This is a genomic window from Sphingobium xenophagum (assembly GCF_031457465.1).
Classification (GTDB): domain Bacteria; phylum Pseudomonadota; class Alphaproteobacteria; order Sphingomonadales; family Sphingomonadaceae; genus Sphingobium; species Sphingobium xenophagum_A.
In genome coordinates, this window is sequence record NZ_JAVDWV010000014.1 from 53,014 (window position 1) to 78,107 (window position 25,094).

At 64.3% G+C, this 25,094-nt stretch carries 23 protein-coding genes; 18 read left to right on the forward strand and 5 right to left on the reverse strand.

What is annotated here, in order from left to right:
- The first annotated feature begins 3 nt into the window (after positions 1–3).
- A complete protein-coding gene (folD, locus tag J2W40_RS15065) occupies positions 4–864 on the forward strand; it encodes a bifunctional methylenetetrahydrofolate dehydrogenase/methenyltetrahydrofolate cyclohydrolase FolD (protein ID WP_310226250.1) in 861 nt (286 codons plus the stop codon).
- Positions 861–1,217, forward strand: coding sequence for a dihydroneopterin aldolase (locus J2W40_RS15070; RefSeq protein WP_310226252.1), 357 nt, complete (start codon positions 861–863; stop codon positions 1,215–1,217). The genes folD and J2W40_RS15070 overlap by 4 nt, the downstream gene beginning before the upstream one ends.
- Before the next feature lie 12 nt (positions 1,218–1,229).
- On the opposite strand, the gene J2W40_RS15075 is transcribed toward J2W40_RS15070, so the two are convergent.
- From J2W40_RS15075 to J2W40_RS15085, 3 genes are all read right to left on the reverse strand, one after another.
- Entirely contained in the window at positions 1,230–2,552 is a 1,323-nt protein-coding gene (locus J2W40_RS15075) for an MFS transporter (protein ID WP_043149332.1), read from the reverse strand.
- An 85-nt stretch (positions 2,553–2,637) separates the two neighbouring features.
- Positions 2,638–4,731 (reverse strand): acetate--CoA ligase family protein, encoded by a 2,094-nt coding sequence (locus J2W40_RS15080; RefSeq protein WP_310226408.1) that lies wholly within the window; start codon positions 4,729–4,731, stop codon positions 2,638–2,640.
- Between the two features lie 100 nt (positions 4,732–4,831).
- The gene (locus J2W40_RS15085; protein ID WP_310226254.1) at positions 4,832–5,293 is read right to left on the reverse strand and encodes a MarR family winged helix-turn-helix transcriptional regulator; all 462 of its coding nucleotides are present in this window, start codon (positions 5,291–5,293) and stop codon (positions 4,832–4,834) included.
- Between the two features lie 124 nt (positions 5,294–5,417).
- On the opposite strand from J2W40_RS15085, the gene J2W40_RS15090 reads away from it, so the two are divergent.
- The 16 genes from J2W40_RS15090 to J2W40_RS15165 all read left to right on the forward strand — a co-directional run bounded on the left by J2W40_RS15090 (position 5,418) and on the right by J2W40_RS15165 (position 23,438).
- On the forward strand, positions 5,418–6,836 hold the full coding sequence (locus tag J2W40_RS15090; RefSeq protein WP_310226410.1) for an aldehyde dehydrogenase family protein: 1,419 nt from the start codon (positions 5,418–5,420) through the stop codon (positions 6,834–6,836).
- Positions 6,837–7,156: 320 nt separating this feature from the next.
- Positions 7,157–8,371: an acetyltransferase domain-containing protein gene (locus J2W40_RS15095; protein WP_310226256.1), complete on the forward strand. Its 1,215-nt coding sequence runs from the start codon at positions 7,157–7,159 to the stop codon at positions 8,369–8,371.
- 331 nt (positions 8,372–8,702) lie between these two features.
- Entirely contained in the window at positions 8,703–10,829 is a 2,127-nt protein-coding gene (locus J2W40_RS15100) for a TonB-dependent siderophore receptor (RefSeq protein ID WP_310226258.1), read from the forward strand.
- 101 nt (positions 10,830–10,930) lie between these two features.
- A complete protein-coding gene (locus J2W40_RS15105) occupies positions 10,931–11,857 on the forward strand; it encodes a 2-hydroxyacid dehydrogenase (RefSeq protein ID WP_310226260.1) in 927 nt (308 codons plus the stop codon).
- Positions 11,858–12,095: 238 nt separating this feature from the next.
- Positions 12,096–12,764: a haloacid dehalogenase type II gene (locus J2W40_RS15110; RefSeq protein WP_310226262.1), complete on the forward strand. Its 669-nt coding sequence runs from the start codon at positions 12,096–12,098 to the stop codon at positions 12,762–12,764.
- Positions 12,765–12,771: 7 nt separating this feature from the next.
- Positions 12,772–14,055 carry an NAD(P)/FAD-dependent oxidoreductase gene (locus J2W40_RS15115; protein WP_310226264.1) on the forward strand — a complete coding sequence of 428 codons (1,284 nt, stop codon included), beginning with the start codon at positions 12,772–12,774 and terminating at the stop codon, positions 14,053–14,055.
- The gene (locus tag J2W40_RS15120) at positions 14,052–15,596 is read left to right on the forward strand and encodes an ABC transporter substrate-binding protein (protein WP_310226266.1); all 1,545 of its coding nucleotides are present in this window, start codon (positions 14,052–14,054) and stop codon (positions 15,594–15,596) included. The genes J2W40_RS15115 and J2W40_RS15120 overlap by 4 nt, the downstream gene beginning before the upstream one ends.
- Positions 15,596–16,576 carry an ABC transporter permease gene (locus J2W40_RS15125; RefSeq protein WP_310226268.1) on the forward strand — a complete coding sequence of 327 codons (981 nt, stop codon included), beginning with the start codon at positions 15,596–15,598 and terminating at the stop codon, positions 16,574–16,576. Before J2W40_RS15120 ends, J2W40_RS15125 begins: the two co-directional genes overlap by 1 nt.
- On the forward strand, positions 16,573–17,400 hold the full coding sequence (locus J2W40_RS15130) for an ABC transporter permease (protein WP_310226270.1): 828 nt from the start codon (positions 16,573–16,575) through the stop codon (positions 17,398–17,400). The genes J2W40_RS15125 and J2W40_RS15130 overlap by 4 nt, the downstream gene beginning before the upstream one ends.
- A complete protein-coding gene (locus J2W40_RS15135) occupies positions 17,397–19,208 on the forward strand; it encodes an ABC transporter ATP-binding protein (RefSeq protein WP_310226272.1) in 1,812 nt (603 codons plus the stop codon). Before J2W40_RS15130 ends, J2W40_RS15135 begins: the two co-directional genes overlap by 4 nt.
- Complete coding sequence (locus tag J2W40_RS15140) at positions 19,205–19,510, forward strand: (2Fe-2S)-binding protein (protein ID WP_310226274.1); 306 nt, start codon at positions 19,205–19,207, stop codon at positions 19,508–19,510. The genes J2W40_RS15135 and J2W40_RS15140 overlap by 4 nt, the downstream gene beginning before the upstream one ends.
- Entirely contained in the window at positions 19,492–20,868 is a 1,377-nt protein-coding gene (locus tag J2W40_RS15145; RefSeq protein ID WP_310226276.1) for an FAD/NAD(P)-dependent oxidoreductase, read from the forward strand. The genes J2W40_RS15140 and J2W40_RS15145 overlap by 19 nt, the downstream gene beginning before the upstream one ends.
- Entirely contained in the window at positions 20,865–21,998 is a 1,134-nt protein-coding gene (locus tag J2W40_RS15150) for an NAD(P)/FAD-dependent oxidoreductase (RefSeq protein WP_310226278.1), read from the forward strand. The genes J2W40_RS15145 and J2W40_RS15150 overlap by 4 nt, the downstream gene beginning before the upstream one ends.
- A 19-nt stretch (positions 21,999–22,017) precedes the next feature.
- Positions 22,018–22,176 (forward strand): DUF2256 domain-containing protein, encoded by a 159-nt coding sequence (locus tag J2W40_RS15155; RefSeq protein ID WP_037476832.1) that lies wholly within the window; start codon positions 22,018–22,020, stop codon positions 22,174–22,176.
- A 52-nt stretch (positions 22,177–22,228) separates the two neighbouring features.
- A complete protein-coding gene (locus J2W40_RS15160; protein WP_310226280.1) occupies positions 22,229–22,960 on the forward strand; it encodes an SDR family NAD(P)-dependent oxidoreductase in 732 nt (243 codons plus the stop codon).
- 22 nt (positions 22,961–22,982) lie between these two features.
- Entirely contained in the window at positions 22,983–23,438 is a 456-nt protein-coding gene (locus J2W40_RS15165; RefSeq protein ID WP_310226283.1) for a DUF3429 domain-containing protein, read from the forward strand.
- Here J2W40_RS15165 and J2W40_RS15170 read toward each other — a convergent pair.
- Positions 23,435–24,409 carry an NAD(P)/FAD-dependent oxidoreductase gene (locus tag J2W40_RS15170; RefSeq protein WP_310226285.1) on the reverse strand — a complete coding sequence of 325 codons (975 nt, stop codon included), beginning with the start codon at positions 24,407–24,409 and terminating at the stop codon, positions 23,435–23,437. The genes J2W40_RS15165 and J2W40_RS15170 overlap by 4 nt on opposite strands.
- 4 nt (positions 24,410–24,413) lie before the next feature.
- Positions 24,414–25,025: a GTP cyclohydrolase I FolE gene (folE, locus tag J2W40_RS15175; RefSeq protein WP_310226287.1), complete on the reverse strand. Its 612-nt coding sequence runs from the start codon at positions 25,023–25,025 to the stop codon at positions 24,414–24,416.
- Positions 25,026–25,094: the final 69 nt, after the last annotated feature.

Genomic DNA, 25,094 nt, shown 5'->3' on the forward strand with positions numbered 1-25,094 from the left:
CCCATGGCGCAGATCATCGACGGGCGCGCCATGGCGCGCGCCCTGTCGGACGAAACGGCGGCGCGCGTCGCGGCGATGGTCGCGGATAGCGGCCAGCCGCCCGCGCTGGCGGTGGTGCTGGTCGGCGACGATCCGGCGAGCCAGGTCTATGTCCGCCGCAAGATCAGCGAATGCGCGCGGGTCGGCATCCGGTCGGTCGAACATCGGTTGCCGGTCGATCATCCACAGGACGCCCTGCTGACTTTGATCGACCTGCTAAACAGCGATCCGGCCATTCATGGCATTTTGATCCAACTGCCCCTGCCCCCCCATATCGACGCAGCGCTGGTATTGGACCGAATCGATCCCGCCAAGGATGTGGACGGGTTCCATCCGGTCAATGTCGGGCGGCTGTCCACTGGCACGGGCGGGCTGGTGCCCTGCACGCCGCTCGGCATCATGCGCCTGCTCGACAGCGTGATCGATGATTATCGCGGGCTCAATGCGGTGGTCATCGGCAAATCCAATATCGTCGGCAAGCCGGTCGCCATGCTGCTGCTGGAGCGGGAGGCGACGGTCACCGTCACCCATATCGAAACGCTGCATTTGCCCGATATCGCGCGCAAGGCGGACATCATCGTTGCAGCCGCGGGCGCGCCGCATCTGGTGCGCGGCTATTGGGTGAAGCCCGGCGCGATCGTGATCGACGTCGGCATCAATCGCATCGCGCAGGCGGACGGATCATCGCAGATCGTCGGCGATTGCGCGACGCAGGAACTGGACCATGCCAGGGCGGTGACGCCCGTGCCAGGTGGCGTGGGTCCGATGACCATCGCCTGCCTGTTGCACAATACGGTATTGGCGGCGGAAAGGGCGAGGACATGAGCGACAGTATCTGCACGACCAAGGTCCGCGTGCGCGACCTTCCGCTGCTGGCCGATATCGGCATCAACCCCGACGAGATCGGACGGCGGCAACCGCTGGTCATTTCGGTCGAACTGACGCTGGCCGTGGGCCAGGTCGAGGCGATCGGCGAGACGGTCGATTATCGCAAGGTGGCGCAGGCCGCCGAAGATCTGGCGCTGGTGCATATCCCGTTGATCGAGATGTTCGCGCAAAGACTGGGCGCCTGCTGCCTCGCCATGAGCGGCGTGGTCGAAGCGCGGGTGAGCGTCGACAAACCCTTCGCCCTGACGCGAGGCATGGCCGGGGCCGAAGTGACGGTCCGCCGGGGCTAAGCGCGCCCTACCCTAGCCATTCTCGTCCGCGTTGCGCATCTGCACTGCCAGCAGCACGGCGGCAGCCCCCAGCGATCCCAGCCCCAGCAGCAGCGAGGTCAACCCGCGCCCGGCCCCGGCGGCCAGCAATTGCCCCGCGAGGAACGGGCCAAGCGCTGCGCCGAAGCGCCCGAAGCCGATGACCGCGCCCGTGCCCGTCGCGCGCAAGGTGGTGGGGAAGACATTGGCGATCAGCGCATAGAGGCCCACGACCGACCCATTAGCAAGGAAGCCCAGCACGAAGGCGGCAATCTGCAGCCAGAGGAAGTCGCCGGGCACCACGCCGAACACGGCGACCGCAATACCCGCGCCCGCCATGGCCAGCAGCAACAACCGCCGCAGGCCGAGCCAGGGCGACAGGAACCCCAGCGTCAGCCCGCCGATCGCTCCACCCATATTCATGAAGACCGACACTATGCTGGCGCGCGAAGGATCGAACCCCAGATCGACCACCAGCGAGGGTGCCCAGCCCAGCGCATAGTAGAAGGTCATCATGTGCAAGCCGTAGACGATGATCAGCGCGATCGTGATGACACGGTAGCGATCGAGGAACAGCGCGCGCATCGACGCCTTGGGCAGGTTCAGCGCGACCAGTTGCGCCGCTTGCGGTTGGCCCAGGCGACGCAGGATGACGTTGATCTTGGCCAGCGCATCGGGTGCGCCGCGCGTTGCCAGCCAGCCGATGGATTCGGGCAGGAAGATCAGGACGAGCGGTATCATCAGCGCCGTCGCGCCCGCGCCGAACAGGAAGATCGCTTCCCAGCCGTCCGTGCGCAGCAATTGCGCCGCGCCCCAGCCGCCGATGATGCCGCCGACCGGATAGCCCGCCGCCATGATGCTGACCGCCAGGTCGCGACGGCGGCGATTGGCGAACTCGGCCGACATGGCATTGATCGCCGCCAGCATCGCGCCCAGCCCAAGGCCCGTCAGGATGCGCAATATGCTCAGCATCACCACCCCGGTCGCGAAGGCGGAGGCAAGCATGCCGAATGTCATGATGACCAGGCACAGCAAAATCTGCCGCCGCCGCCCGATGCGGTCGGCCAATTGTCCCAAGGTCAGCGACCCGATCACCATACCGACCAGGCCGGTCGATACGATGATACCGATCGCGCTTGGGCCGACGCCCCAATCCTTGGCGATGCCCGGCGCTGCGAATGTCACCGCCAGCACGTCGAACCCGTCGAGCGCGTTGAGCAGAAAGCAGATGAATATCGCCACCACCTGCGGCAGGCGCATCGGCCGGTCTGCCAGGATGCTGCGCGGATCATCCGCAGGCAGGGTTATGCTCGACATGGGGGACTTTCTCTCCGGCACTTGTTCCGCCATTGTATGCTAGCGAAACAATTTGCCAAGTCAAATCGCCGGTGCGTCGTCTGTGTCAGAGCGAGATGAGCGCGTCGAGCGCCAACGCCCCCTTGCCCTGCGGATAGACAATCACCGGGTTGAGATCGACCTCGCGGATTTGCGGGGTCGCCGCGACCATCTGGCCGAGCCGCTGCACGACATCGGCGACCGCTTCGATGTCCATGACCGGCGCGCCACGAAAGCCGTCGAGCAAGGGGGCCATGCGCAGTTTGCGAATGCGCGTGATGATCGCCGCGCGCGGCAGGTCGGGCGGGAGCAGGCAGACATCGTGGAGCAGTTCGGCCGCGACGCCGCCAAAGCCGACCAGGATGGTCGCGCCCCAATGCGGGTCGTTGCGCGCGCCGACGATCAGTTCGACGCCCTTGTCCGCCATCCCCTCGACCAGCACGCCGTCGAGCGACAGGTCGGGGCGCGAGGCCGCCAGATTGGCGGCGAGCCGCGCCCAGCCATCGGCCAGTTCCTCGCGGTTCTTGAGGCCGACGATCACGCCGCCCGCATCGCTCTTGTGCGGCAGTTCGGGCGATTGCGCCTTCAGCACAACCGGATAGCCGAGGCGATCCGCTGCCAGCACCGCCTCTTCCAGCGTCTGCGCCAGCGCGAAAGCCGGGAAGGCGATACCGCGCGCGCCCATAATCTCTTTGGACCGATATTCGGGGATAGTGCTGCCTAGCTGTGCCAGATCGGCGACCGGTTCGGCGTTGAGCGGTCCAGCCGCGAAATCACGCGCAGCCGCGCCGCTGATCCGCGCCAGCGCGCGGACGGCGCGCTCGGCGGTGGGGAGATAGGTCGCGCCCGCGTCGCGCAATGCCGCAATGTCCGCATCCAGCACGCCGCCGCCTTCATCGACCCCGCCGATGATGATCGGCTTGGTCGGACGCAAGGTGGCGAGGGCATCGAGCACGGCGGCGAATTTGATGTGCGATGTCGCGGGCGCGGTCTGGATCAGCGTCACCAAAATCGTGCCGATGCGGTCATCGTTCACCAAAGCGGACAAGGTGCGGCCATAGAGGCCCGGATCGACCAGCCCTTGCGCGGTGACGTCCAGCGGATTGGTGACCGGCACGAAATCGGGCAGGGCCGCGCGCAAGGCCGGGCTGTCGGCATCGCTCAGCGCGGGCAGGTCCAGCTCGACCGCTTCCGACAGGTCGAGCATCATCGCCTTGAACGCGCCCGATTCCGCAATGACGCCAGTGCCGCCCGTACCGATCGCTGCGTTGCGCGCCAATATTTCGACCACGTCCCCCAATTCTTCGAGCGAGTCGACCAGGATCACCCCGGCGCGTTCGACATGCACCGCCATGACGGCATGATCGCCCGCCATCGCGCCGGTATGGGTGGCGGCGCTCGCCGCACCCGCCGCGCTGCGGCCCGGATGGAGCAGCACGACCTGCTTGCCCGCCGTCCGCGCCGCGCGCGCGGCGGCGAGGAAACGGGCCGGGTCGCGAATATGTTCGGCGATCATGCCGATGACGGCGGTGTCGGGCTGGTCGACCAGATAGGCGAGATAATCCTCGATCCCGCTCGCCGCTTCATTGCCGGTGGAGATATAGCAGTTGAGCGGTACGTCGCGATGGATCATCGTCGTCGCCAGCACCGCGGCCATCGCGCCCGATTGCGACACGATGCCGACGCGCCGGTCGCCCTGCGCGCGCGCTGGCGGCATGTCGATGAAGGTCAGCGAGACATTGTCGCGGAAATTGACGAGGCCGAGGCAATTGGGGCCTTCCACCACCATCCCCGCCTCACGCGCGATGCGGGCGATTTCCTCCTGATCGGCAAGCCCCTGCGGGCCGTCTTCGGCAAAACCGGCCGAGAAGATCACCGCCGCGCCCGCCCCGCGCCGGGCCAAGCCGCGCATCGCATCCAGCACGCCGACGCGCGGGATCGCCAGAATCGCAGCATCGACGCCTTCGGGCAAGTCATCGACCGACGCGACGCAGGGCCGCCCGCCAATCTCTATCCGCTTTGGGTTGACCAGATGAATGGCCCCGGCAAAGCCCTGCCGCTCCAGATTGGCCAGCACCGATGCGCCGAGCGCGCCCGGCTTGTCCGATGCGCCGATAATCGCCACTGATCGCGGGCGCAGCAGCCGGTCCAGGTTCATCATGTCGGTCACGCGCGATCCTCCCCTACAGGCGGCAAGGCTTCGAATCAGCCGCCCAATGTTGGCAACATTGTGCGCCAGGGATACAATTTACGCAACCCGTTTAGGCGATACCAGTGTCCGCTTCGCTGTCCGACATCGGCTCTTCCCCGCTGATCTTGCGCAGCAGCACCAGCAGTTGTTCAGCCTCTTGTCGGCTCAAACCCTGGGTCATCCGGGCATCAGACTGATGCACCGCTTCGATCATCGCGCCAATCTGCACTTCCCCTTCGGGCAGGAGGAACAGCGCATTGGTGCGAAGATCGCGCCCGGCCCGCCGTTCGACCAGTCCGCGCTCCTCCAATATGTTGACCAGCTTCATCGCGCTGGACCGGTTGACGCTCAGCGCCCGGCCAAGCGCCGTCTGGTCACAGCCCGGATTATCGCGGATCAGCAGCAGCGCGGTGAACTTGGCGGGCGACAGGTCGAACGGCGCCAACGCGGCGCGGGCGTCCGCCCCCATTACGAGGTGCGCGCGCTGGATCTGATAGCCTATCAATCCGCGCAGATCGGTCCCTTGGTTCATCCGCTCCAATCATCCCTTGCCAATATTGTATCCTTAGCACACAAACATATGCTACAATGCGCGGGCGCGGAAAGCGATAGCCAAGCCGCAAGGCGCGCGACCTGATAGCGCAGGAGAGAGAATGATGGACCATGATTTCCGCATGTTGATCGACGGCGAACTCACGCCCGGAGTCAGCCAGTTCGATGTCGTAAATCCAGCGACTGGCAAAGCTTTTGCCCAATGTCCCAAGGCCGATGAAGCGCTGCTGGAGCGCGCCGTCGCGGCGGCCAAGCGCGCCCAGCCCGGCTGGGCAGCTACCCCTGTCGAAACGCGCGCGGCGCTCGTCAACCAGCTCGCCGACGCCCTGGAAGCGCGAATCGGCGAATTTGCCAGCCTGCTGACCAGCGAGCAGGGCAAGCCGCTCGATCAGGCGGGCTATGAGATTATGGGCAGCGTCTTCACCCTGCGCGCCTTTGCTGCCATGCGGGTGGAGCCAAAGGTGCTGAAGGACGAGGGCGGCAACCGCGTCGTCGAACATCGCACCCCGCTGGGCGTCGTCGCGTCGATCACGCCGTGGAACTTCCCGGTCATCCTGCTGATGAACAAGCTGGGACCGGCCCTGGTCACCGGCAATTGCATGGTTGCAAAGCCCGCGCCCACGACGCCGCTGACTACCTTGTTGTTCGGTGAAATGGCGCAGGCGATCCTGCCGCCCGGCGTCCTCAACATCGTGTGTGACCAGAATGAGCTGGGCGCGCTGATCACCGGCCATCCCGACATCGCCAAGGTCGCCTTCACCGGATCGACCGCCACCGGCAAGAAGGTGATGGCATCGTCGGCCGGGACGGTGAAGCGCGTGACGCTGGAGCTGGGCGGCAATGACGCGGCGATCGTGCTGGATGATGTCGATGCGCGGCAAGTAGCGCAGAAAGTCTATCAGGGTGCGATGACCAATGCCGGACAGATCTGCATCGCGATCAAGCGCGCCTATGTGCCCGCCCCCATGTATGACGAATTTTGCGACGAACTGGCGAAGCTCGCCAAGGCGGCGATCGTCGATGACGGGTCGAAGCAGGGCACGACGATCGGGCCGATCCAGAACCAGATGCAGTTCGACAAGGTCAAGGCGCTGATCGACGACGCGCGGACGCGCGGCACCGTGCTGGCGGGCGGCGATGCGCTCGATCGGCCAGGCTATTTCATGCCACCGACGATCGTCCGCGACCTGGACGATGATGCGCCGCTGGTGCGCGAGGAACAGTTCGGCCCGGTGCTGCCCGTGCTGAAATATGACGATATCGACGATGTGATCGCCCGCGCCAATGGCAGCGACTATGGCCTGGGCGGCACGGTTTGGGGCAAGGATCTGGCGCGGGCGACCGATGTCGCCATGCGGATCGATTCCGGCACGGTGTGGGTCAACCAGCATATGGCGATCGACGCGAACATTCCCTTCCGCGGCGTCAAGCAATCGGGCCTGGGCGCGGAACTGGGCGAAGCGGGACTGCTGGAATATACCCAGGCGCATATCGTCAACGCCATCGCGCTCGAAGACGCCTGAACGGCTGACGAATACAGGCATTAGCGGGGGTGAAGGAGCGCAACGCTTCTTCACCCCCTTTTTTTGACATATTCCACCTAGTCATTCGACATATTCGACACTTTCGTTCGTGCAGTCATCATAGCCTTGATCCCTAGGATCAGTCCCCGATCGCGGCGTTTCGGCCTGCCCTGCGCCCGCTCGGTGATGACGTCCCACCTCTTCCTGTTGCAGCAAGGCTTGCTACTCGGAGGAGGCGAAGCTAGATCATAGATGATACAGGGTATCATAATTGGTTCGGGCGGTGCCGCAACGAACCACGGGGAAAAGGGACAGACGCCATGAGCAGCTTAGCGGGCCACGCGCCCTCCACCACCTTCAGTCCCGGCGCAACGTCGCCCATGGCCACAGCCAAGGCGCGTACCCGCCTGATCGCGATTGACGCGCTGCGCGGCTTGGTCATGCTGTTCATGCTGGTCGATCATGTGCGCGAGACATTCTTCCTCTACATGCAGGTCACCGACCCGGTGGACGCGAACACGACCGATCCGGGGTTGTTCTACACGCGCCTGCTCTCGACCTTCTGCGCGCCGACCTTCGTGGCGCTCACCGGCCTGTCAGCCTGGCTCTACGGCCAGTCGCACAGCAAGGGGCAGGTGTCGGAATTCCTGCTGAAACGCGGCCTGTTCCTGATTGTTCTGGAATTTACCGTGGTCGGCTATGCCTGGCCGACGCAGGCCCCCGCCTTTCCGCCCACGGCGATCTGGTTGCAGGTGATCTGGGCGATCGGGATTTCGATGATCGCGCTGGCGGCCCTGCTGCACCTGCCGCGCGTCGCGCAATTTGCGGTGGGCGTGGCCATCGTATGCCTGCACAATCTGCTCGACCCGATCCGCTTGACCGCCGACCAGCCCGGCTATGTCGCCTGGGCGATCCTGCATCAGCGGTCACTGATTGAATTTGGCGGCATTGCGGTCAAGACCACCTATCCCATCTTGCCATGGATCGGCGTCATCCTGCTGGGCTATGCCTGCGGGCCGTGGTTTGCCAAGGGCAGCGATCCGCAACGGCGCATCCGGCGGTTGCTGATGACCGGCCTTGGCCTTGTGCTGGGCTTCATTCTGATCCGCTACCTCAATGTCTATGGCGACAAGCCCTGGTTCGTCGGCGAAAATCCGACGCGCACGGTGATGAGCTTCCTGGCGCTGACCAAATATCCGCCCTCCTTGCTGTTTCTGATGCCAACGGTCGGCACCGGCTGCCTGCTGCTCGCTTTGTTCGAGAAGTTCGAGAACAGCCGTGTGATGCCGCATCTGGCGCTGCTGGGTGGCGCACCGATGTTCTATTATGTGCTGCATCTCTATGTGCTCAAGCTGATCTACAATGTCGCGCTGATGATCTATGGGCCGAACAAGGGCACGGTGTTCGGCGTGGACAATCTGTCCACCGTCTGGATCTGGGTCGCGCTGCTGATCCTGCCGCTTTACTATCCCACCCGCTGGTTCGCGCAGCTCAAGCAGCGGCGCAAGGATATATGGTGGCTCAAATATCTCTGAGGGCATGAACCCTCCGGGTCGCAGGCCGCCTTCCTTATCGGAGGCGGCCATTTTTCGGGGTTTCCACCAAGATCGGCGGCGTAACGACAAGCAGCATTTTCATGCCGTAGGGCCACGCGATTCACAATTTTGCGCCGTCCCATGCGCCAAGTTTGACGTAATATATCCGTAACTCAACCTAGCCTGAATTCAACAAGAGGTGACGGAAACACCCCGTGGCCCGGCTGCCGATGACAGGACGCAATGTCCGCATCGGACCATAAAAGAAGACCAGCCGGTCCCCGTTTCGCAGGACATTCGGGAACAGCGATTTTTCATAGGGGATATCATCATGCGCACATCATCGGCTCTTCGCCTGGCGCTCATCGCCAGCACCGCCGCCATCGCCCTGCCCGCCGTCGCCATTGCCCAGACTCCGGTCGATGAGGAGCAGAGCAGTATCGTCGTCACGGGACTCAAGCGCCAATATTTCGGCGACACGCCCGTCAAGGAAATACCGCAAGCGGTCCAGTTTCTGGAAGGCGCGCTGCTCAACGACCTGAACATCACCCGGCTCGACACCGCGCTGGAACTGGCAAGCGGTGTTTCGAAGCAGAATAATTTCGGCGGCCTGTGGGACAGTTTCGCCATTCGCGGCTTTGCCGGCGACGAGAATTTCCCAAGCGGCTTCCTGGTCAACGGCTTCAATGGCGGCCGTGGTTATGCCGGGCCGCGTGATGCCTCCAATGTCGAGCGGATCGAAGTACTCAAGGGGCCGAACTCGGCCTTGTTCGGGCGCGGCGAGCCGGGTGGCACGATCAACATCGTCAGCAAGAAGCCGACCTTCAAGGAAGGCGGCAGCTTCACGGTCGCGGGTGGCAAGTGGAACACCTATCGCGTCGAGGGCGACTATAACATGCCGCTTGGCGACAGTGTTGCCATCCGCCTGACCGGGGCCGTCGAGGATGCCGAAAGTTTCCGTGACACGGTGGAAACCCGCAAATATGTGCTGAACCCGTCCATCCTGGCGAAGCTGTCGGACAAGACGATCTTCACCTACGAACTGGAATATGTGAACCAGGAAGTGCCGTTCGATCGCGGCGTGGTGGCGATTCCGACGGTGACGGCGACTGGCACCACCTACAAGCTGGGTGCCATTCCGCAGAGCCGGTTCCTGAGCAACCCCAATGACGGCCCGATCAAGATCACGGCGCTCGGCCATCAGGCGCAGTTGCAGCATGACCTGAGCGACGATTGGGTCGTGATGCTGGGCGCTGGCTATAAGGATACGACGTTTGAAGGCTTTTCGAGCGATCCCGAACTGGCGCTGAGCCGCCAGCGGATCGACAATGATGGGCGCACCTTGTCACGCCAGCGCCGCTATCGCGATTATAGCACTAAGCATATGGTGTTCCGCGGGGAAATCAGCGGCAAGCTGGAAACCGGGTCGATCGTCCACAATATCCGCGTTGGCGGGGACTGGGACAAGTTCGAAATCGACACGCTCCAGTTGCGCTATCGCCCGACCGCCGCAGACCAGTCCTATTCGATCGACATCTTCAACCCCAACTATAGCATCCCGGCACCCATACCGAATGCGGTAATTCAGGATGCCAACGAAGTGCAGAAGGCCTGGGGTATTTACGCCCAGGACCAGATTGAGATCACCGAGCAGTTCAAGGTCCGTTTCGGCGGCCGCTACGATGATTTCCGCCAGAATGTCGACAATCGGTTGGGGCCCACGAACCCGGCATCCTACACCAAGTTCAGCCCGATGGCGGGCCTGGTGTTCGAACCGACCAATAGCCTGTCCTTCTATGCGAGCTATGGCAAGGGCTTCCGGCCGAACAGTGGCGTCGATGTGAACAACAACCCCTTCGCCCCCGAAGTCAGCACCAGCTATGAAGTCGGTGCGAAGTTCGTGACGCCGGACGGGCGCATCACCAGCACGCTGTCGCTCTACAAGATGAAGAAGAGCAACGTCCTGACCGCCGATCTGCTGACCGGCCTGTCGGTCGCGGTGGGTGAGGCCAAGAGCCAGGGCGTGGAGTTCGACATCAACGCCAAGCTGCCGGCCGGGTTCGAACTGTTCGTGACCTATGCCTATACCGATGCCGGCTGGGCAGAGGATTATGCCTCCGCCGGGGTGCTTAAGAACGATCCGCTGCTCAATATTCCCAAGCATCAGGGCAATGCCCTGTTGTTCAAGAATTTCTCGATTGGCAATCATGAGGCGATGCTGGGCGCGGGCGTCAATCATGTCAGCAGGCGGCTGGGCCAGACGGCAGCGGACTTCTTCCTGCCGAGCTACACGATCGCGAAAATCTTGGGTTCGGTGACGATCAACGAGCAGTTCAAGCTGTCGGCCAATGTCGATAATCTGTTCGACAAGAAATATTATGCCAGCTCCTATGCGGCCTTGTGGGTGCAGCCGGGCGTCCCCCGCTCCTTCACGATCCGCGGGACGTTTACCTTCTAACCAGGGGCGAGGCGGTCTTCCGCCCTGCTCGACCGTCGGCAACAGCGCCCTCCCGCTGTTGCCGACGGTTTTTCTTTTTGCCCCGCACAAGGATGGCACGCATGACCCTGCTCTACACATCCGATCCCGAACGCGGCCGCATCTGGCGCGCGATTTTCGCGGCCGAAGCGGCGGACATAGGCTTTGCCGATCCGTCTGACCCACATGATCCGGCCACCATCCGCTATCTTGCCGCCTGGAATCCGTCGGCGGACCTGATCGCCACCCTGCCCGCGCTGGACGTGTTGTTTTCGATCGGTGCGGGGATCGACCAGTTCGACATGACGCGCCTGCCGCGCCATGTGCGGGTCGTGCGGATGATCGAGCCGGGCATTCGCCAGGGCATGGTGGAATATGTGACGATGGCGGTGCTGGCGCTGCATCGGCACCTGATCGACCATGGCATTGCGCAGCGCGAGGGCCGCTGGGCACCGATCAAGCTGGTGCCCGCCGAGCAGCGGCGCGTCGGGGTGATGGGGTTGGGCAATTTGGGGCAGGCCGTGCTGGAGGGACTTGCGCCATTCGGTTTCACGCTATCGGGGTGGAGCCGGTCGGCCCACGCCATTGAAGGAGTGGCATGCCATGCGGGCGAGGCGGCCTTGCCCGCTTTCCTGTCAAGTTGCGATATCCTCATCTGCCTGTTGCCTTTGACCCCGGACACACGCGGCATCTTGTGCCGCGAGCATCTGTCGCAATCGCCGCAAGGAGCCGGCCTGATCAATGTCGGACGAGGCGGTCATCTGGTGGAGCAGGATCTGCTGACCTTGCTCGACGAACAGCATCTGTCAGGCGCGATATTGGATGTATTTGATCCAGAACCCCTGCCCGCCGGACATGCTTTCTGGACGCATCCCCGCATCGTCATGACGCCCCATATAGCCAGCATGACCCGCGCAGACAGCGCGGCGCGGGCGTTGATTGCCAATATTCGCCGTTATGAGGCAGGCCAGCCGATGGAGGGCGAAGTGGCGCGCGGCCGCGGCTATTGAGCGCGCGACATTCCATGCTGCATGCTATCCATTTTTGGATGTCGACGCCCATTTTCCTCGGTCCATCGCGCCACCTTGCCGGGCACGGCAAACTATGCCGAATGGAGCGCGATAAAAGCCTATAATCTGCGCTGCGCCGCGTCGAAATGGGGTTCATGTTCCGGTGCAGCCATGTCGTAATGCCCCTGTCACCCGGCTGCCAAGGCCAATGTCAAAATCTGCAAAGGACGCTAAGCCGATGCCCAATTTCCGGCCCAAATTTATCAGCTTCGACTGTTATGGCACGCTGACCCGTTTCCGCATGACGGAGATGGCGACCGCTTTCATGGCCGACCGGATCGACGCGGACAAGCTGCCCGCTTTCTGCAAGGATTGGGGCGCCTATCGCTTCGACCAGGTGATGGGAGCATGGGAACCCTATCAGGAGATCATCCGCAACTCGCTGCGCCGGACCTGCGAGAAATGGGGCGTCGCCTATAACGAGGCGGATGCCGACGCGGTGTACAACGCCGTGCCGACCTGGGGTCCGCATGATGACGTGGCCGGCGGCCTGTCGAAGATCGGCGACAAGATCCCGCTCGTCATCCTCTCCAACGCGATGAACGACCAGATCCATCATAATGTCGCAATGCTGGGTGCGCCCTTCCATGCGGTCTATACCGCGCAAATGGCGCAGGCCTATAAGCCCCGGATGCAGGCGTTCGAATATATGTTCGATCAGCTGGGTGCCAACCCGGAAGACATGATGCACGTATCGTCCAGCTTCCGCTACGACCAGAATACCGCCACCGACCTGCATTTCGGCTGCCGCGTGTTCGTGGGGCGCGGCCATGAGCCGTCCAACCCCTTCTATCGCGATGTCGAAATACCGCATATCGGTTGCCTGCCAGCCGTCGTCGGTCTTTGATCGGCTGATGCGCGCTTCCCCCCTCTCCTACTGGCTCGCCAGCGCGCCGCCCTTCACGGGTGGCGCGGAGGGTGGGGTCGAAGGCAAGGTCGACGTCGCGATTATCGGCGGCGGCTTTACCGGCCTGTCGGCGGCGCTGGCGCTGGCCAAGCGCGGCGCAAACGTGGTGCTGCTGGAGGCCGGGCAAGTCGTGGGCGAAGCGTCCGGGCGCAACGGCGGCCAGTGCAATAATGGCACGGCGCATGACTATGGCGCTTTGTCGGCCAAGTTCGGCAAGCCCGTCGCCAAGGCCTGGTATCGCGCGCATTGCGATGCGGTGGATACGGTCGAGCGGCTAGCACGCGAAGAGGGCATTGATTGCGATTTCGATCGCTGCGGCCGGGTGAAACTGGCGGCCAAACCCGCCCATTATGACAAGCTGGTACGGGCGCATGACTTGTTGGCGGCCGAAGTGGACAGTAATGTCCGGCTGGTGCCGCCGGAGCAGATTCGGGATGAAATAGGGTCGGACGCCTTTCATGGCGCGCTGATCCAGACGACCAGCGCGCAATTGCATCCCGCCCGTTTCGGCGTGGGATTGGCGGAAGCGGCGGCGCGGGCCGACGCGCGCATCTATGAACATGCCGAAGTGAAGGGTCTCGATCGCCTGCCGCACGGGTGGCGGGTGACGTCCGCGCGCGGGACGATCAATGCAACCCAAGTGCTGGTCGCGACGGGCGGGGCGCCTGCCGCTGCGCCTTTCGGTTTCTTCCGGCGGCGGATCATATCGGTCGGCAGCTTCGTGATCGCGACGGAACCGCTCGACAATGCGACGATCGACCGCCTGCTGCCGGGGCGGCGCAACTATGTGACGAGCAAGAATATCGGCAATTATTTCCGCCTGACCCCCGACAATCGCCTGATCTTTGGCGGGCGGGCGCGCTTTGCGATCAGCGATCCCCGGTCGGACCTGAAAAGCGGGCGCATTCTGGAAGAGACGATGGGCGCCCTATTCCCGGCGTTGAAGGGCGTGGGCGTTGATCATGTCTGGGGCGGGATGGTCGACCTGACCGCCGACCGACTGCCGCGCGCGGGCGAGCAGGACGGGCTCTATTATTCCATGGGCTATAGCGGCCATGGCGTGCAGATGGCGACCCATATGGGGCAGCAGATGGCGCGCGTGATGAGCGGCGAGCCGGACGCAAACCCCTGGGCAGATCTCGACTGGCCAAGCGTGCCCGGCCATTTCGGCAAGCCCTGGTTCCTGCCGCTGGTGGGGCTATGGTATAAATGGCAGGATGTGATCCGTTGACCGACATTCTGTCTCCCCTTTCTCGCCGTGGCCTGATGGGTGCGGGTCTTGGCATGGGTGCCGGGCTGCTGCTGCCCGATGGCGCGCTGGCCGCCGGTCGGCCGCGCCGGGGCGGACGCATCCGTGCCGCCAGCCTGTCAAGTTCAACCGCCGACACGCTTGATCCGGCCAAGGGCGCATTGTCGACCGACTATATCCGCCATTATATGTTCTATAGCGGGCTGACCCAGCTTGACAGCCAGCTCAATGCCCAGCCCGACCTGGCCGAGCGGATCGAAAGCGCGGACCAGATTATCTGGCATATAAGGCTGCGCAAGGGCGTCACCTTCCATGATGGAGCCAGCCTGACCGCGCAGGATGTCGTCTGGTCCCTGCTGCGGCACAAGAACCCGGCGACGGCTTCGAAGATGGCGCAGATTGCCGAGCAGTTCGCGCAGATCAGGGCGACCGGCAAACAGGATCTGGTGATCCGCCTGACTGGCCCCAATGCCGACCTGCCCGCCATCCTCGCCCAATCGCATTTCCTGATCCTGCGCGCAGGCACGAACGATTTTCGCACGGCCAACGGCACTGGTCCCTATTTGTGCGCGCAATTTCGTCCCGGCGTCCGCACGCTGGCGCGGCGCAACCCCAATTTCTGGAAGCCGGGCAAGCCTTATCTCGACGAGATAGAACTGATCGGCATTCCCGACGAAACGAGCCGGGTCAATGCGCTGCTGTCGGGGGACGTTCATCTGGTGATCGCGGTCAATCCGCGATCGACCAAGCGAATCATGGCGTCGGCCGGTCATGCGTTGATGGAAACGCAGTCGGGGCTGCATACCAACCTCATCATGCGGCAGGATCGCTTGCCGACCGGCAATCCGCATTTCGTCGCGACGATGAAATATCTGTTCGATCGGCCGTTGATCAAGCGCGCACTCTATCGCGGCTATGCGACCATCGGCAATGACCATCCGATCCCGCCCTTTCACCCTTATTATCGCGCCGACCTGCCGCAGCGGGCGCTCGATCTGGACAAGGCGCGCTGGCATCTGCAACGGTCGGGGCTGGATGGCGTGCGGCTGCCTGTCTATGCGTCGCCCGCCGCCGACGGATCGGTCGACATGGCGTCGATATTGCAGGAATATGGATCGCGCATTGGCCTGAAGCTCGCGGTCAATCGCGTGCCGGCCGATGGCTATTGGTCGACCCATTGGATGAAGCATCCGCTGGGCTTCGGCAACACCAACCCGCGCCCGACCGCCGACTTGTTGTTCAGTCTGTTCTACAAGTCGGACGCAGCCTGGAATGAAAGCGGATGGAAGAATCCGCGCTTCGACCGGCTGCTGCTGGAAGCACGCGGCGAGGCTGATCAGGCAAAGCGCAAACAGCTTTATGGCGAGATGCAGGCGATGGTCCGCGACCATTGCGGGGTCGGCATCCCGGTGTTCATCAACCTGATCGACGGTTATGACCGGCGGTTGAAGGGCATGTTCCCGGTCGCGATGGGCGGCATGATGGGCTATCGTTTTGCCGAACATGTGTGGTGGGAAGGCTGATGGCGGGCGCTTCTTCCCAAAGCGGCATAAAGGCTGCGCTGGCCCTGATCGGCAAGCGTTTCGCATCGTCGCTGCTGACGCTGCTGATGGTGTCGGTCACCATCTTCATCATCGCGCAACTGCTGCCCGGCGATGCCGCGCAGGAGGCGCTGGGCCAGAGCGCGACGCCGGAACAGGTCGCGGCGCTGCGTCATGAAATGGGCCTCGATCGTCCCGCCCATGTCCGTTATGTGAGCTGGCTGACCGGCATGGTCAGCGGCGATCCCGGCCAGTCGATGGTCGCCAATATGCCGGTGGCTGAGGTGATTTCCGCCCGCCTGCCCAACAGCCTGCTGCTCGCGGCGCTGACCGCGCTGGTCGCCATTCCGGTCGCGCTGTCGATCGGCATCGGGTCCGCCATGAACCGGGGCGGACGGATCGACCGGGCGCTCAATATCGTCACGCTGTCGATGGTCGCGGTGCCCGAATTTCTGGTGGCGACGATCGCCGTGCTTATCTTCTCAGTGAAGCTGCGCTGGCTGCCGTCGATCGCGATGGCCTCCAATGACATGGGCTGGGGCGATTATCTGCGCGGCGTCGCCATGCCGATCCTGACTTTGTGCGTGATCGTCGTGGCGCAAATGGCCCGCATGACGCGCGCGGCGGTGATCGACCAGATGGACCGGCCCTATGTCGAGATGGCGGTGTTGAAAGGCGTGACGCCGGTGCGGGTCGTGCTGAAACATATCATGCCCAATGCCATCGCCCCGATCGTCAACGCCATGGCGCTCAGCCTCTCCTATCTGCTGGGCGGAGCGGTGATCGTGGAAACCATTTTCAACTATCCCGGCCTCGCCAGCCTGATGGTCAACGCCGTCACCAGCCGTGACATGCCGTTGTTGCAGGCCTGCGCAATGATCTTCTGCACCGCCTATCTCATCCTGATGCTGATCGCCGACGTCACCGCGATCCTCGCCAACCCCAGGCTGCGCGCGCAATGATCGCTTCTGTTCTCAAACGGGCGAAAGCCCTGCCATTATCGGGCAAGGTCGGCCTGGCGCTGGTCGTCTTCTGGTTGGCTGTCGCGCTGTTCGGGCCGATGCTGGCGCCTTATCCCATCGGTGCCTTCGTCGCCTATGATGTGTTCGATGGGCAATCAGCGGCGCATTGGCTGGGCAGCGATTATCTCGGTCGCGATGTGTTGAGCCGCCTGCTGTCGGGCGCGCGCTATACCGTAGCACTGGCGGCAGCAGCGGCTTTGCTCGCGAGCAGCACCGGCACCGCGCTGGCGCTGACGGCGGCGGTCGGTGGCGCGAAAGTCGACGAGCCGTTGTCGCGTTTCATGGACATGCTGATCTCCATCCCGTCCAAGATCTTCTCACTGGTGCTGGTCGCGGCGTTCGGATCGTCGCTTGGGCTGTTGTTGCTGATCGCGGCCTTTACCTATGTGCCGGGCAATTACCGCATCGCCCGCGCGCTGGCGGTCAATCTGGCGCAGATGGATTATGTACAGGTCGCCAAGGCGCGGGGCGAAGGGCGGTTCCATATCGCCATCGCTGAAATATTGCCCAATATGATCCATCCGCTGCTGGCTGACTTTGGCTTGCGCTTCGTGTTCATCGTGCTGCTGCTGTCGGGCCTGTCGTTCCTCGGCCTTGGTGTGCAGCCGCCCGACGCGGATCTGGGATCATTGGTGCGCGAGAATATTTCGGGATTGGGCGAAGGGGCGCTCGCGATTTTGGCGCCAGCGCTGGCCATTGCGACGCTGACCGTTGGCGTGAATCTGCTGATCGATGCGCTGCCGGGGCGGGGGAAAGGCCGATGAGCGAATTGGCACCCCATGTCGAAGTGCGCGGCCTGACCGTCACCGCGCGCAATGCGGCGGGCGAGATTTTCCCGATCGTCAGCGATATCGACTTCACTTTGAAGCGCGGCGAGGTGCTGGCGCTGATCGGGGAGTCGGGGTCGGGCAAGACGACGATCGCGCTGACGTTGTTGGGCCACGCCCGGCCCGGCGCACGGATTGCGGGCGGCTCGATCCACGTCGGCGATGTTGACCTCACCAAGCTGGATCGCAGCGCCTTGGCGCAGCTGCGCGGCAATCGCATCGCCTATATCGCGCAGTCGGCGGCGGCGGCGTTCAACCCGTCGCGCACCATCATGGAACAGGTGATCGAGCCTGCGCTGATCCACGACCTGATGCCGCGTAGCGAGGCCGAGGCGAAGGCGGTCGAGCTGTTCCGGGGCCTCGCCCTCCCCTTCCCCGACACGATCGGGTCCCGCTACCCGCATCAATTGTCGGGCGGGCAGTTGCAGCGGTTGATGGCGGCGATGGCGCTGATCACCGATCCTGAACTAGTGATATTGGACGAGCCGACCACCGCGCTGGACGTCACGACCCAGATCGAAGTGCTGCGCGCGTTCAAGGCGGTGGTGCTGGAGCGCGGTGCGACGGCCATCTATGTGTCGCACGACCTGGCCGTGGTGGCGCAGATGGCTGACCAGATCGTCGTGCTGAGCCAAGGCCGCATACAGGAGGCCGGCGCGGCGGCGCAGATCCTCCATGCGCCTGCGGATGAGTATACCAAGACGCTGATGGCCGCCGCGCGTCCGGCCATCCGCCCCGCCCCTCCAAAGGCGGCTCTGCCCGCCGCGCCGCTGCTGGAAATCAAAGGGCTGACCGCAGGCTATGGCAAGATAGACAAGGAGGGTCGGCCGCGCATTCCGGTATTGCGCGACATCAACCTGACGATCGAACGCGGCGCTACCCTGGGCGTGATCGGCGAGAGCGGGTCGGGCAAGTCGACGATCGCGCGCGTGATCGCCGGGCTGCTACCGCCTGCCAGCGGGCAGGTGCTGCTCGATGGCGAGATTTTGCCGCCGGGCCTCAAAGGCCGCAGCCGCGAGCAGTTCCGCCGGGTGCAACTGGTGTTCCAGAATGCCGATACGGCGCTGAATCCGGCGCATAGCGTCGGGCGTATCTTGGCGCGGCCGCTGGCCTTTTACCACGGGTTGAAGGGCAATGCCGCGCATCTGCGGGTGCTGGAACTGCTCGACCTCATCCGCCTGCCAGCCACGCTGATCGACCGGCCGATCGGCGGCCTGTCGGGCGGGCAGAAGCAGCGCATCAATCTGGCGCGCGCGCTGGCGGCCGATCCGCAGCTCATCCTGTGCGACGAAGTGACCTCGGCGCTCGATACGGTGGTGGGTGCGGCGATTTTGGAGCTGATGGCGGAGTTGCGCCGGGAACTCGGCATCGCAACGATGTTCATCAGCCACGACATTTCGACGGTGCGGGCGATCTGCGACGACATCCTCGTGCTATATTCCGGCACGATGGTCGAGACCGGACCGCGCGCGGCGTTCGGGACGGCGCCGTTCCATCCCTATACCGACCTGCTGATCGGCTCTGTGCCGGAAATGCGCGCGGGCTGGCTGGAAGAAAGCCATGCCGGAGCCGCGCCGCCGCCAATCGGCGCGTCGAGCGATCATCCTGATCTGTGCCGGTTCCTGCCGCGCTGCGCCGCGCGGGTGGACGGGCTGTGCAATACCACCCCGCCGCCCCGCCAGATGCTGGCCAAGGGCAGCCAGATATTATGCCATCATGGAGATGAAAGTTTGATCCCGTCATGAGCCGTTTCGTTCGCCTGGGCGAAACCGACCGCCCCGGCCTGACCGTGCATGTCGATGGTGCGCCGGTCGCCGCGCTGGAGGGGGACACGCTGATGGTCGCGCTGCTGAGCCAGGGCGCGGCCTTGCGTCAGTCCGAATTCGGGCCGGAAAAGCGGGCCGGATTCTGCCTGATGGGCGCATGCCAGGATTGCTGGGTATGGACCGAAAGCGGCGACCGCCTGCGCGCCTGTTCGACGCTGGCGGCCCCCGGCCAGCGTATCCTCACCAGCCAGCCGGAGGCGACATGGCCGACCCACGCATAATTATCGTCGGCGCGGGACCAGCGGGCACGCGCGCGGCGGAGGCCTGTGTGCAGGCGGGCATCCGGCCGGTCGTGCTGGACGAGGGACGGCGCGACGGCGGGCAGATTTATCGCCGCCAGCCCGACAATTTCACCCGCCCCTATGCCAAGCTCTACGGCACCGAAGCGCCACGGGCGCAGGCGCTGCATGAGACGTTCGACGGCCTGAAGGACCGCATCGATTATCGTGCCGAGACCCTGGTGTGGAACATCGCCGATGGCCATGTGCGGACAGCGACCCGGACAATGGAATCGGCTTTGCCCTTCGACGCGCTGTTGCTTTGCACCGGAGCGACCGATCGGTTGATGCCGGTCAAGGGCTGGCAGTTTGCCGGCAGCTATAGCCTGGGCGGAGCGCAAGTGGCGCTCAAGAGCCAGGCGGTGTCGATCGGCCATAAGGTCGTGTTCATGGGGTCGGGCCCGCTGCTCTATCTGGTCGCGAGCCAATATGTGCAGGCGGGGGCCGATGTCGTCGCGGTGTTGGACACCGCGCCCTATAGCGCGCGGATCAAGGCCTTGCCCGACCTGCTGGCTGTGCCGTCGGTATTGTGGAATGGCGTGGCGCTGACTTTGGCGTTGAAGCGTGCGGGGGTGATGGTCCGCAATAGCGTCAAGCCGTTGGAAATATTGGGCAATGCGGAGGATGGCGTCAGCGGCATCCGCTTCCGCGTCGGTGCTGGGGCCGAACAGACGATCGCCTGCGATGCGGTGGCGATGGGGCATCATCTGCGGCCCGAAACCCAGTTGGCGGATTTGGCGCGTTGCGCCTTCGCCTTCGATCCCGTCACTCGCCAATGGCTGCCAGAGCGCGACGGCGACGGGCGGTCGAGCGTGGCGGGCGTCTATCTGGCGGGCGATGGGGCGAAGATATTAGGCGCGCGATCGGCTGAGGCGAGCGGGCGGCTGACCGCGCTTGCGGCTTTGGGCGATCTGGGCCTGCCGGTGGACAAGGGCGAGATGGCGTCGCTGCGCGGCGATGTCGGCACCTATGCCAAATTCGCGCGCGGGCTGGCCACGGCCTTCCCCTGGCCCGCCGAGCAAGCGGGCGTCCTGCCCGACGAGGCGATATTGTGCCGGTGCGAAGGCGTGACCGCAGGCGATCTGCGCGCCGTGATGCGGGAAACGGGGGCCAAGGAAGCAAACCGCGCCAAGGCGTTCAGCCGGGTCGGCATGGGGCGCTGCCAGGGGCGCTATTGCGGCCTCGCCGCCGCTGAACTGATCGCGGCGCAGGCGGGCGTTCCGGTCGAGCAGGTCGGCCGCTTGCGCGGGCAGGCCCCGGTCAAGCCGCTCAATATCAGCATTGGAGACACGGACGCATGAGCGCCGCCAGCGACGTCATCATCGTGGGCGGCGGCCTGATGGGGTCGTCCGCCGCCCTGTTCCTGCGCGGCCATGGCCTGTCGGTCACGCTGCTGGAAACCGACCTGATCGGGCGGCAGGCGAGCGGCACCAATTTCGGCAATGTCCGGCGGCAGGGTCGGCCGATCCACCAATTGCCGCTGGCCAACCGCGCCATTGATATATGGCGGCGGTCGCGCGAGCTGCTGGGCGCAGATGTCGAATATCTCCAGTCCGGGCATATCCGCGTCTGTTATCGCGAGCGGCCCGAACTGGTTGGGTCGATGGAGGAGTATGCCGACAAGGCGCGTGCCGAGGGGCTGGACCTGGAGTTGCTCAGCGGCAATGCGCTGCGCGACAAATTTCCCTTCTTCGGGCCTGACGTGCTGGCCGGTTCCTATTCCGCGACCGATGGCCATGCCAATCCGCGCCTCGCCGCGCCCGCCTTTGCGCGGGCGGCGGAGCGGCTGGGCGCGGTGATCCATGAGCATACGCAGATCGTGGACGCGCAGAAGATCGGCGAGGATTTCGTCGTCAGTGCAGCGGACGGACGGACGTTCCGGGCGCCCACATTGCTGGTGACAGCGGGCGCCTGGGGCAATGCGCTGTCGTCGCAATTTGGCGAGCCGGTGCCGATCGTGCCGCGCGGCCCCAATATGAGCGTTACTGAACCTGTGCCCTATGCCATCCTGCCCGCCGTCGGCGTGATGACGCCGGTGGAAGAGGAGACGGTCTATTTCCGGCAGGTCGCGCGCGGCAATATCGTGCTGGGTGGCAGTACGCGCGGACCATCTTTCCCCGACCAATATCGCGCCTATGTTGAGCCGCAAAATACGGTCAGCCAGTTGAAGCATATCCGGCGGCTGGCTCCGGCGCTGGGCAAGCTCAATATCATCCGTGTCTGGTCGGGCATCGAGGGCTATCTGCCCGACAGCCAGCCCGTCATGGGGCCAAGCGCGACGACCAGCGGGCTCTATTATGCGTTCGGCTTTTCGGGGTCGGGCTTCCAGATCGGGCCGGGCGTGGGCGAGACGATGGCCGAGATCATTGCCAAGGGCGCGACCGATATTCCGATCGCACCCTACACTATTGGCCGCTTCGCCAAGGGCTGATTTGCGCTATCGTCTGCTGATGACGGACAAGCGCTATACCAAATCGACGCTGCCGGAGAAAATCTGCGCGGCGTGCGGGCGGCCCTTTGCCTGGCGCAAGAAATGGGCGCGCGATTGGGACGAGGTGAAGACCTGTTCGGAGCGGTGCAAGGGCGACTTAAGGCGCAAGAGCCGATGATGCCCGATCGGTCATATGGCGTGTGCGCTCTGCGTCTCGCAAGGCCATTAGTATGATGAATACCTCCCCTCCCCCGGTTGCCGCCTGCATATTCGGCGCGAGCGGCGGTATCGGCGCAGCGTTGGCGGCGCAGCTCGCGGCGAGCGACGCGATTTCGCTGGTGTATGCGGGTGGGCGCGGCCCGGTGGCGCAGGGCGCAAAGATACGGCCCTTTACGTTCGATCTGGAGGATGAAGCCTCGATCGCGTCGGCAGCGCGGGCGATGGACGATGCCCCGCCCCGGATCATCATCGTCGCGACCGGCCTGTTGCACGGGGACGATCTGCGGCCCGAAAAATCGCTGCGCGACCAGAGCGGCGACGCCTATGCGCGGTTGTTTGCGGTCAATGCGACTGGCCCGGCGCTGATCGCCAAACATATGTTGATGCGGGCGCCGCGTCAGGGCCGGCTGGTCTTTGCCGCATTGTCAGCGCGGGTCGGGTCGATCAGCGACAATCGGCTGGGCGGATGGCACGCCTATCGCGCGTCGAAGGCCGCGCTCAACATGATCGTCCGCAACATCGCGATCGAATTGGCGCGGATCAACCCGGAGGCCATTGCCGTCACGCTGCATCCCGGCACGGTGGATAGCGGATTGTCGCAACCTTTTCAGCGCAATGTCGCGCCGGAGAAGCTGTTTCCGCCGGAGCTATCGGCCAGGCACTTGCTGTCCGTGATCGACGGGCTGGGGCCGGAGGCGTCGGGCCAATGCTATGGCTGGGATGGCGCGGTCATTCCATTCTGACGGATCGAGAGGAAGACGGTGGATGCGTGAGGCAAAGGACATAGTGAATGGGTCCGCCCGGCTGCTCGGTTATAGCGGGCTGTTGCCGCAGATGGCCGCCATCGGCACCATGCTGACAGGCGGGCCGGAGCTATACTGGACAGCGATGGCGGTGGCCTATGGCTATGCGGCCTTCATCTTTTCCTTTCTGGGCGGTGTGTGGTGGGGGCTGGGCCTGTCGATCGCACAGCCGCCGCGCTGGATATTCGTTGCAGCGGTGATGCCCAGCCTGATTGCGCTGGCCACCTATCTGCCCTGGGTGCTGGGGTGGGACTGGCCGCGACCGTCGTTGATGATCCTGGCGGTGGCGCTGATCGCCTCGCCGCTGGTCGATCGCCTGATCGTGCGCGGGCGGGAAGGCTTTGGCGGCTGGCTGCAACTGCGCTGGCATCTGTCACTGGGACTGGGCGGGCTGACGCTGTTGGCGGGGCTGCTTTAGCCGCGCCGGGCGACGCCCATTGCGCCCTCATCCTGCGCCAGGCCCAGCATTTGCCCGGCCAGCGCCCTGCCCGACTGCCAGGCCTGCTCGACAAAGCCATGCGCCAGCCAGTCGCCGCACATGCCGATTTGCAGCGCAGGGTTCCATAGCGCGTTGGCGAAGCAGCCCGAAGGCGTCGCATAGCGCCAGCGATGCGCCATGCGGACCACCGGCGTCGGCAGGGTGAGGCCCGTGGCATGGGCCAGGCCGTCAAGCAGCAGGGTCGCGATCCGCTCGGCATCTTCCTCCAGATGTGTCGCTGACCAGTCCGCCGACCCCTGCACCACCCAGGCCTCCGGCCCGGTCCGGCCCGGCTTTGCGCTGTTGCGGACGGCCCAGCCGATCGGCCCGATATGGCGGATCATGTCGGGGCCGATGTCGAGCGGTTCGGCAAAGGCGAACATGCCCGCCCAGCAGGGTTGCGAGCCGACCGTCATGGCGAGCCGGGCCATCTGAAAATCATGGAGCGATATGAGCGGCAATGCCTGTTCGACTGGCACGGCGATGACGACGGCGTCGAACGGGCCAAAGCTTCTGTCCTGACCCCGGCACCACCAATGGCGGCCATCATGGGTGACGCCCGCAATCGGGCAATTCCAGGTAACGGGATGCCGTTCGGCCATGGCCTTGATCGGCGCATTCATGCCCGGCGTTCCGACCCAGGCATCGCGCCCGGCGACGGGCCAGGGCGCGACGACGCCCTGCGCCTGCCATTCACCCACCAGTTGGCGGAACGCCGCGCCGCGCGCAGTGAAGTGCGAAGCGCCATGATCGAAGGCGATGGTGCCGAGCGGGCTTTCGCAGCGGCGGGTGGACATACGCCCGCCCGGCCCGCGCGCCTTGTCGAACAGGGCGGGTTCATGGCCTTCTTCCCGCAAGGCATCGGCGCAGGACAGCCCCGCCATGCCGGCTCCGATAACCGCGACCCGCATCGGTTCAATATCCCATCAGCGCCAGCAATTCCTTGCGGCTGCCGGCATCGGTCAGGAAGCAGCCGAGCAGGCGGCTCGTTACCATGGAGACGCCCGGCGTCCGCACGCCACGCCCGGTCATGCAGCCATGCTGGGCCTCTATCACCACCGCGACGCCATGGGGTTGCAGATGATCCCAGATGCACTGGGCGACATCGGCGGTCAGCCGCTCCTGCACCTGCAGGCGGCGGGCATAGCCGTGCAGAACGCGGGCGAGTTTCGATATGCCCACGACCCGGTTGCGCGGCAGATAGGCGATCGACGCCTTGCCGGTGATGGGGGCGAGGTGATGTTCGCAGTGCGAATGGAAGGGAATGTCCTTCAGCAGCACGATTTCGTCATAGCCGCCGACATCCTCGAATGTCCGGTCGAGGTGGAGGGCGGGATTTTCCTGATAGCCGCTGCAATATTCCTGCCAGGCGCGGGCGACCCGCTTGGGGGTATCGACCAGGCCTTCGCGGTCCGGGTCATCACCCGACCAGCGCAGCAGGATGCGGACCGCTTCCAGCACCGTATCGGGGATGATTTGCGTGTCGGACTCGTCAAACGTGTCATGATCATGCAACATGAAGTTCATCGGGCACCCCTCGATCCGTCATTGCCACGACCTTCGTGCCGCTGCGTCAGGTCAACAATGCCGCTAAGG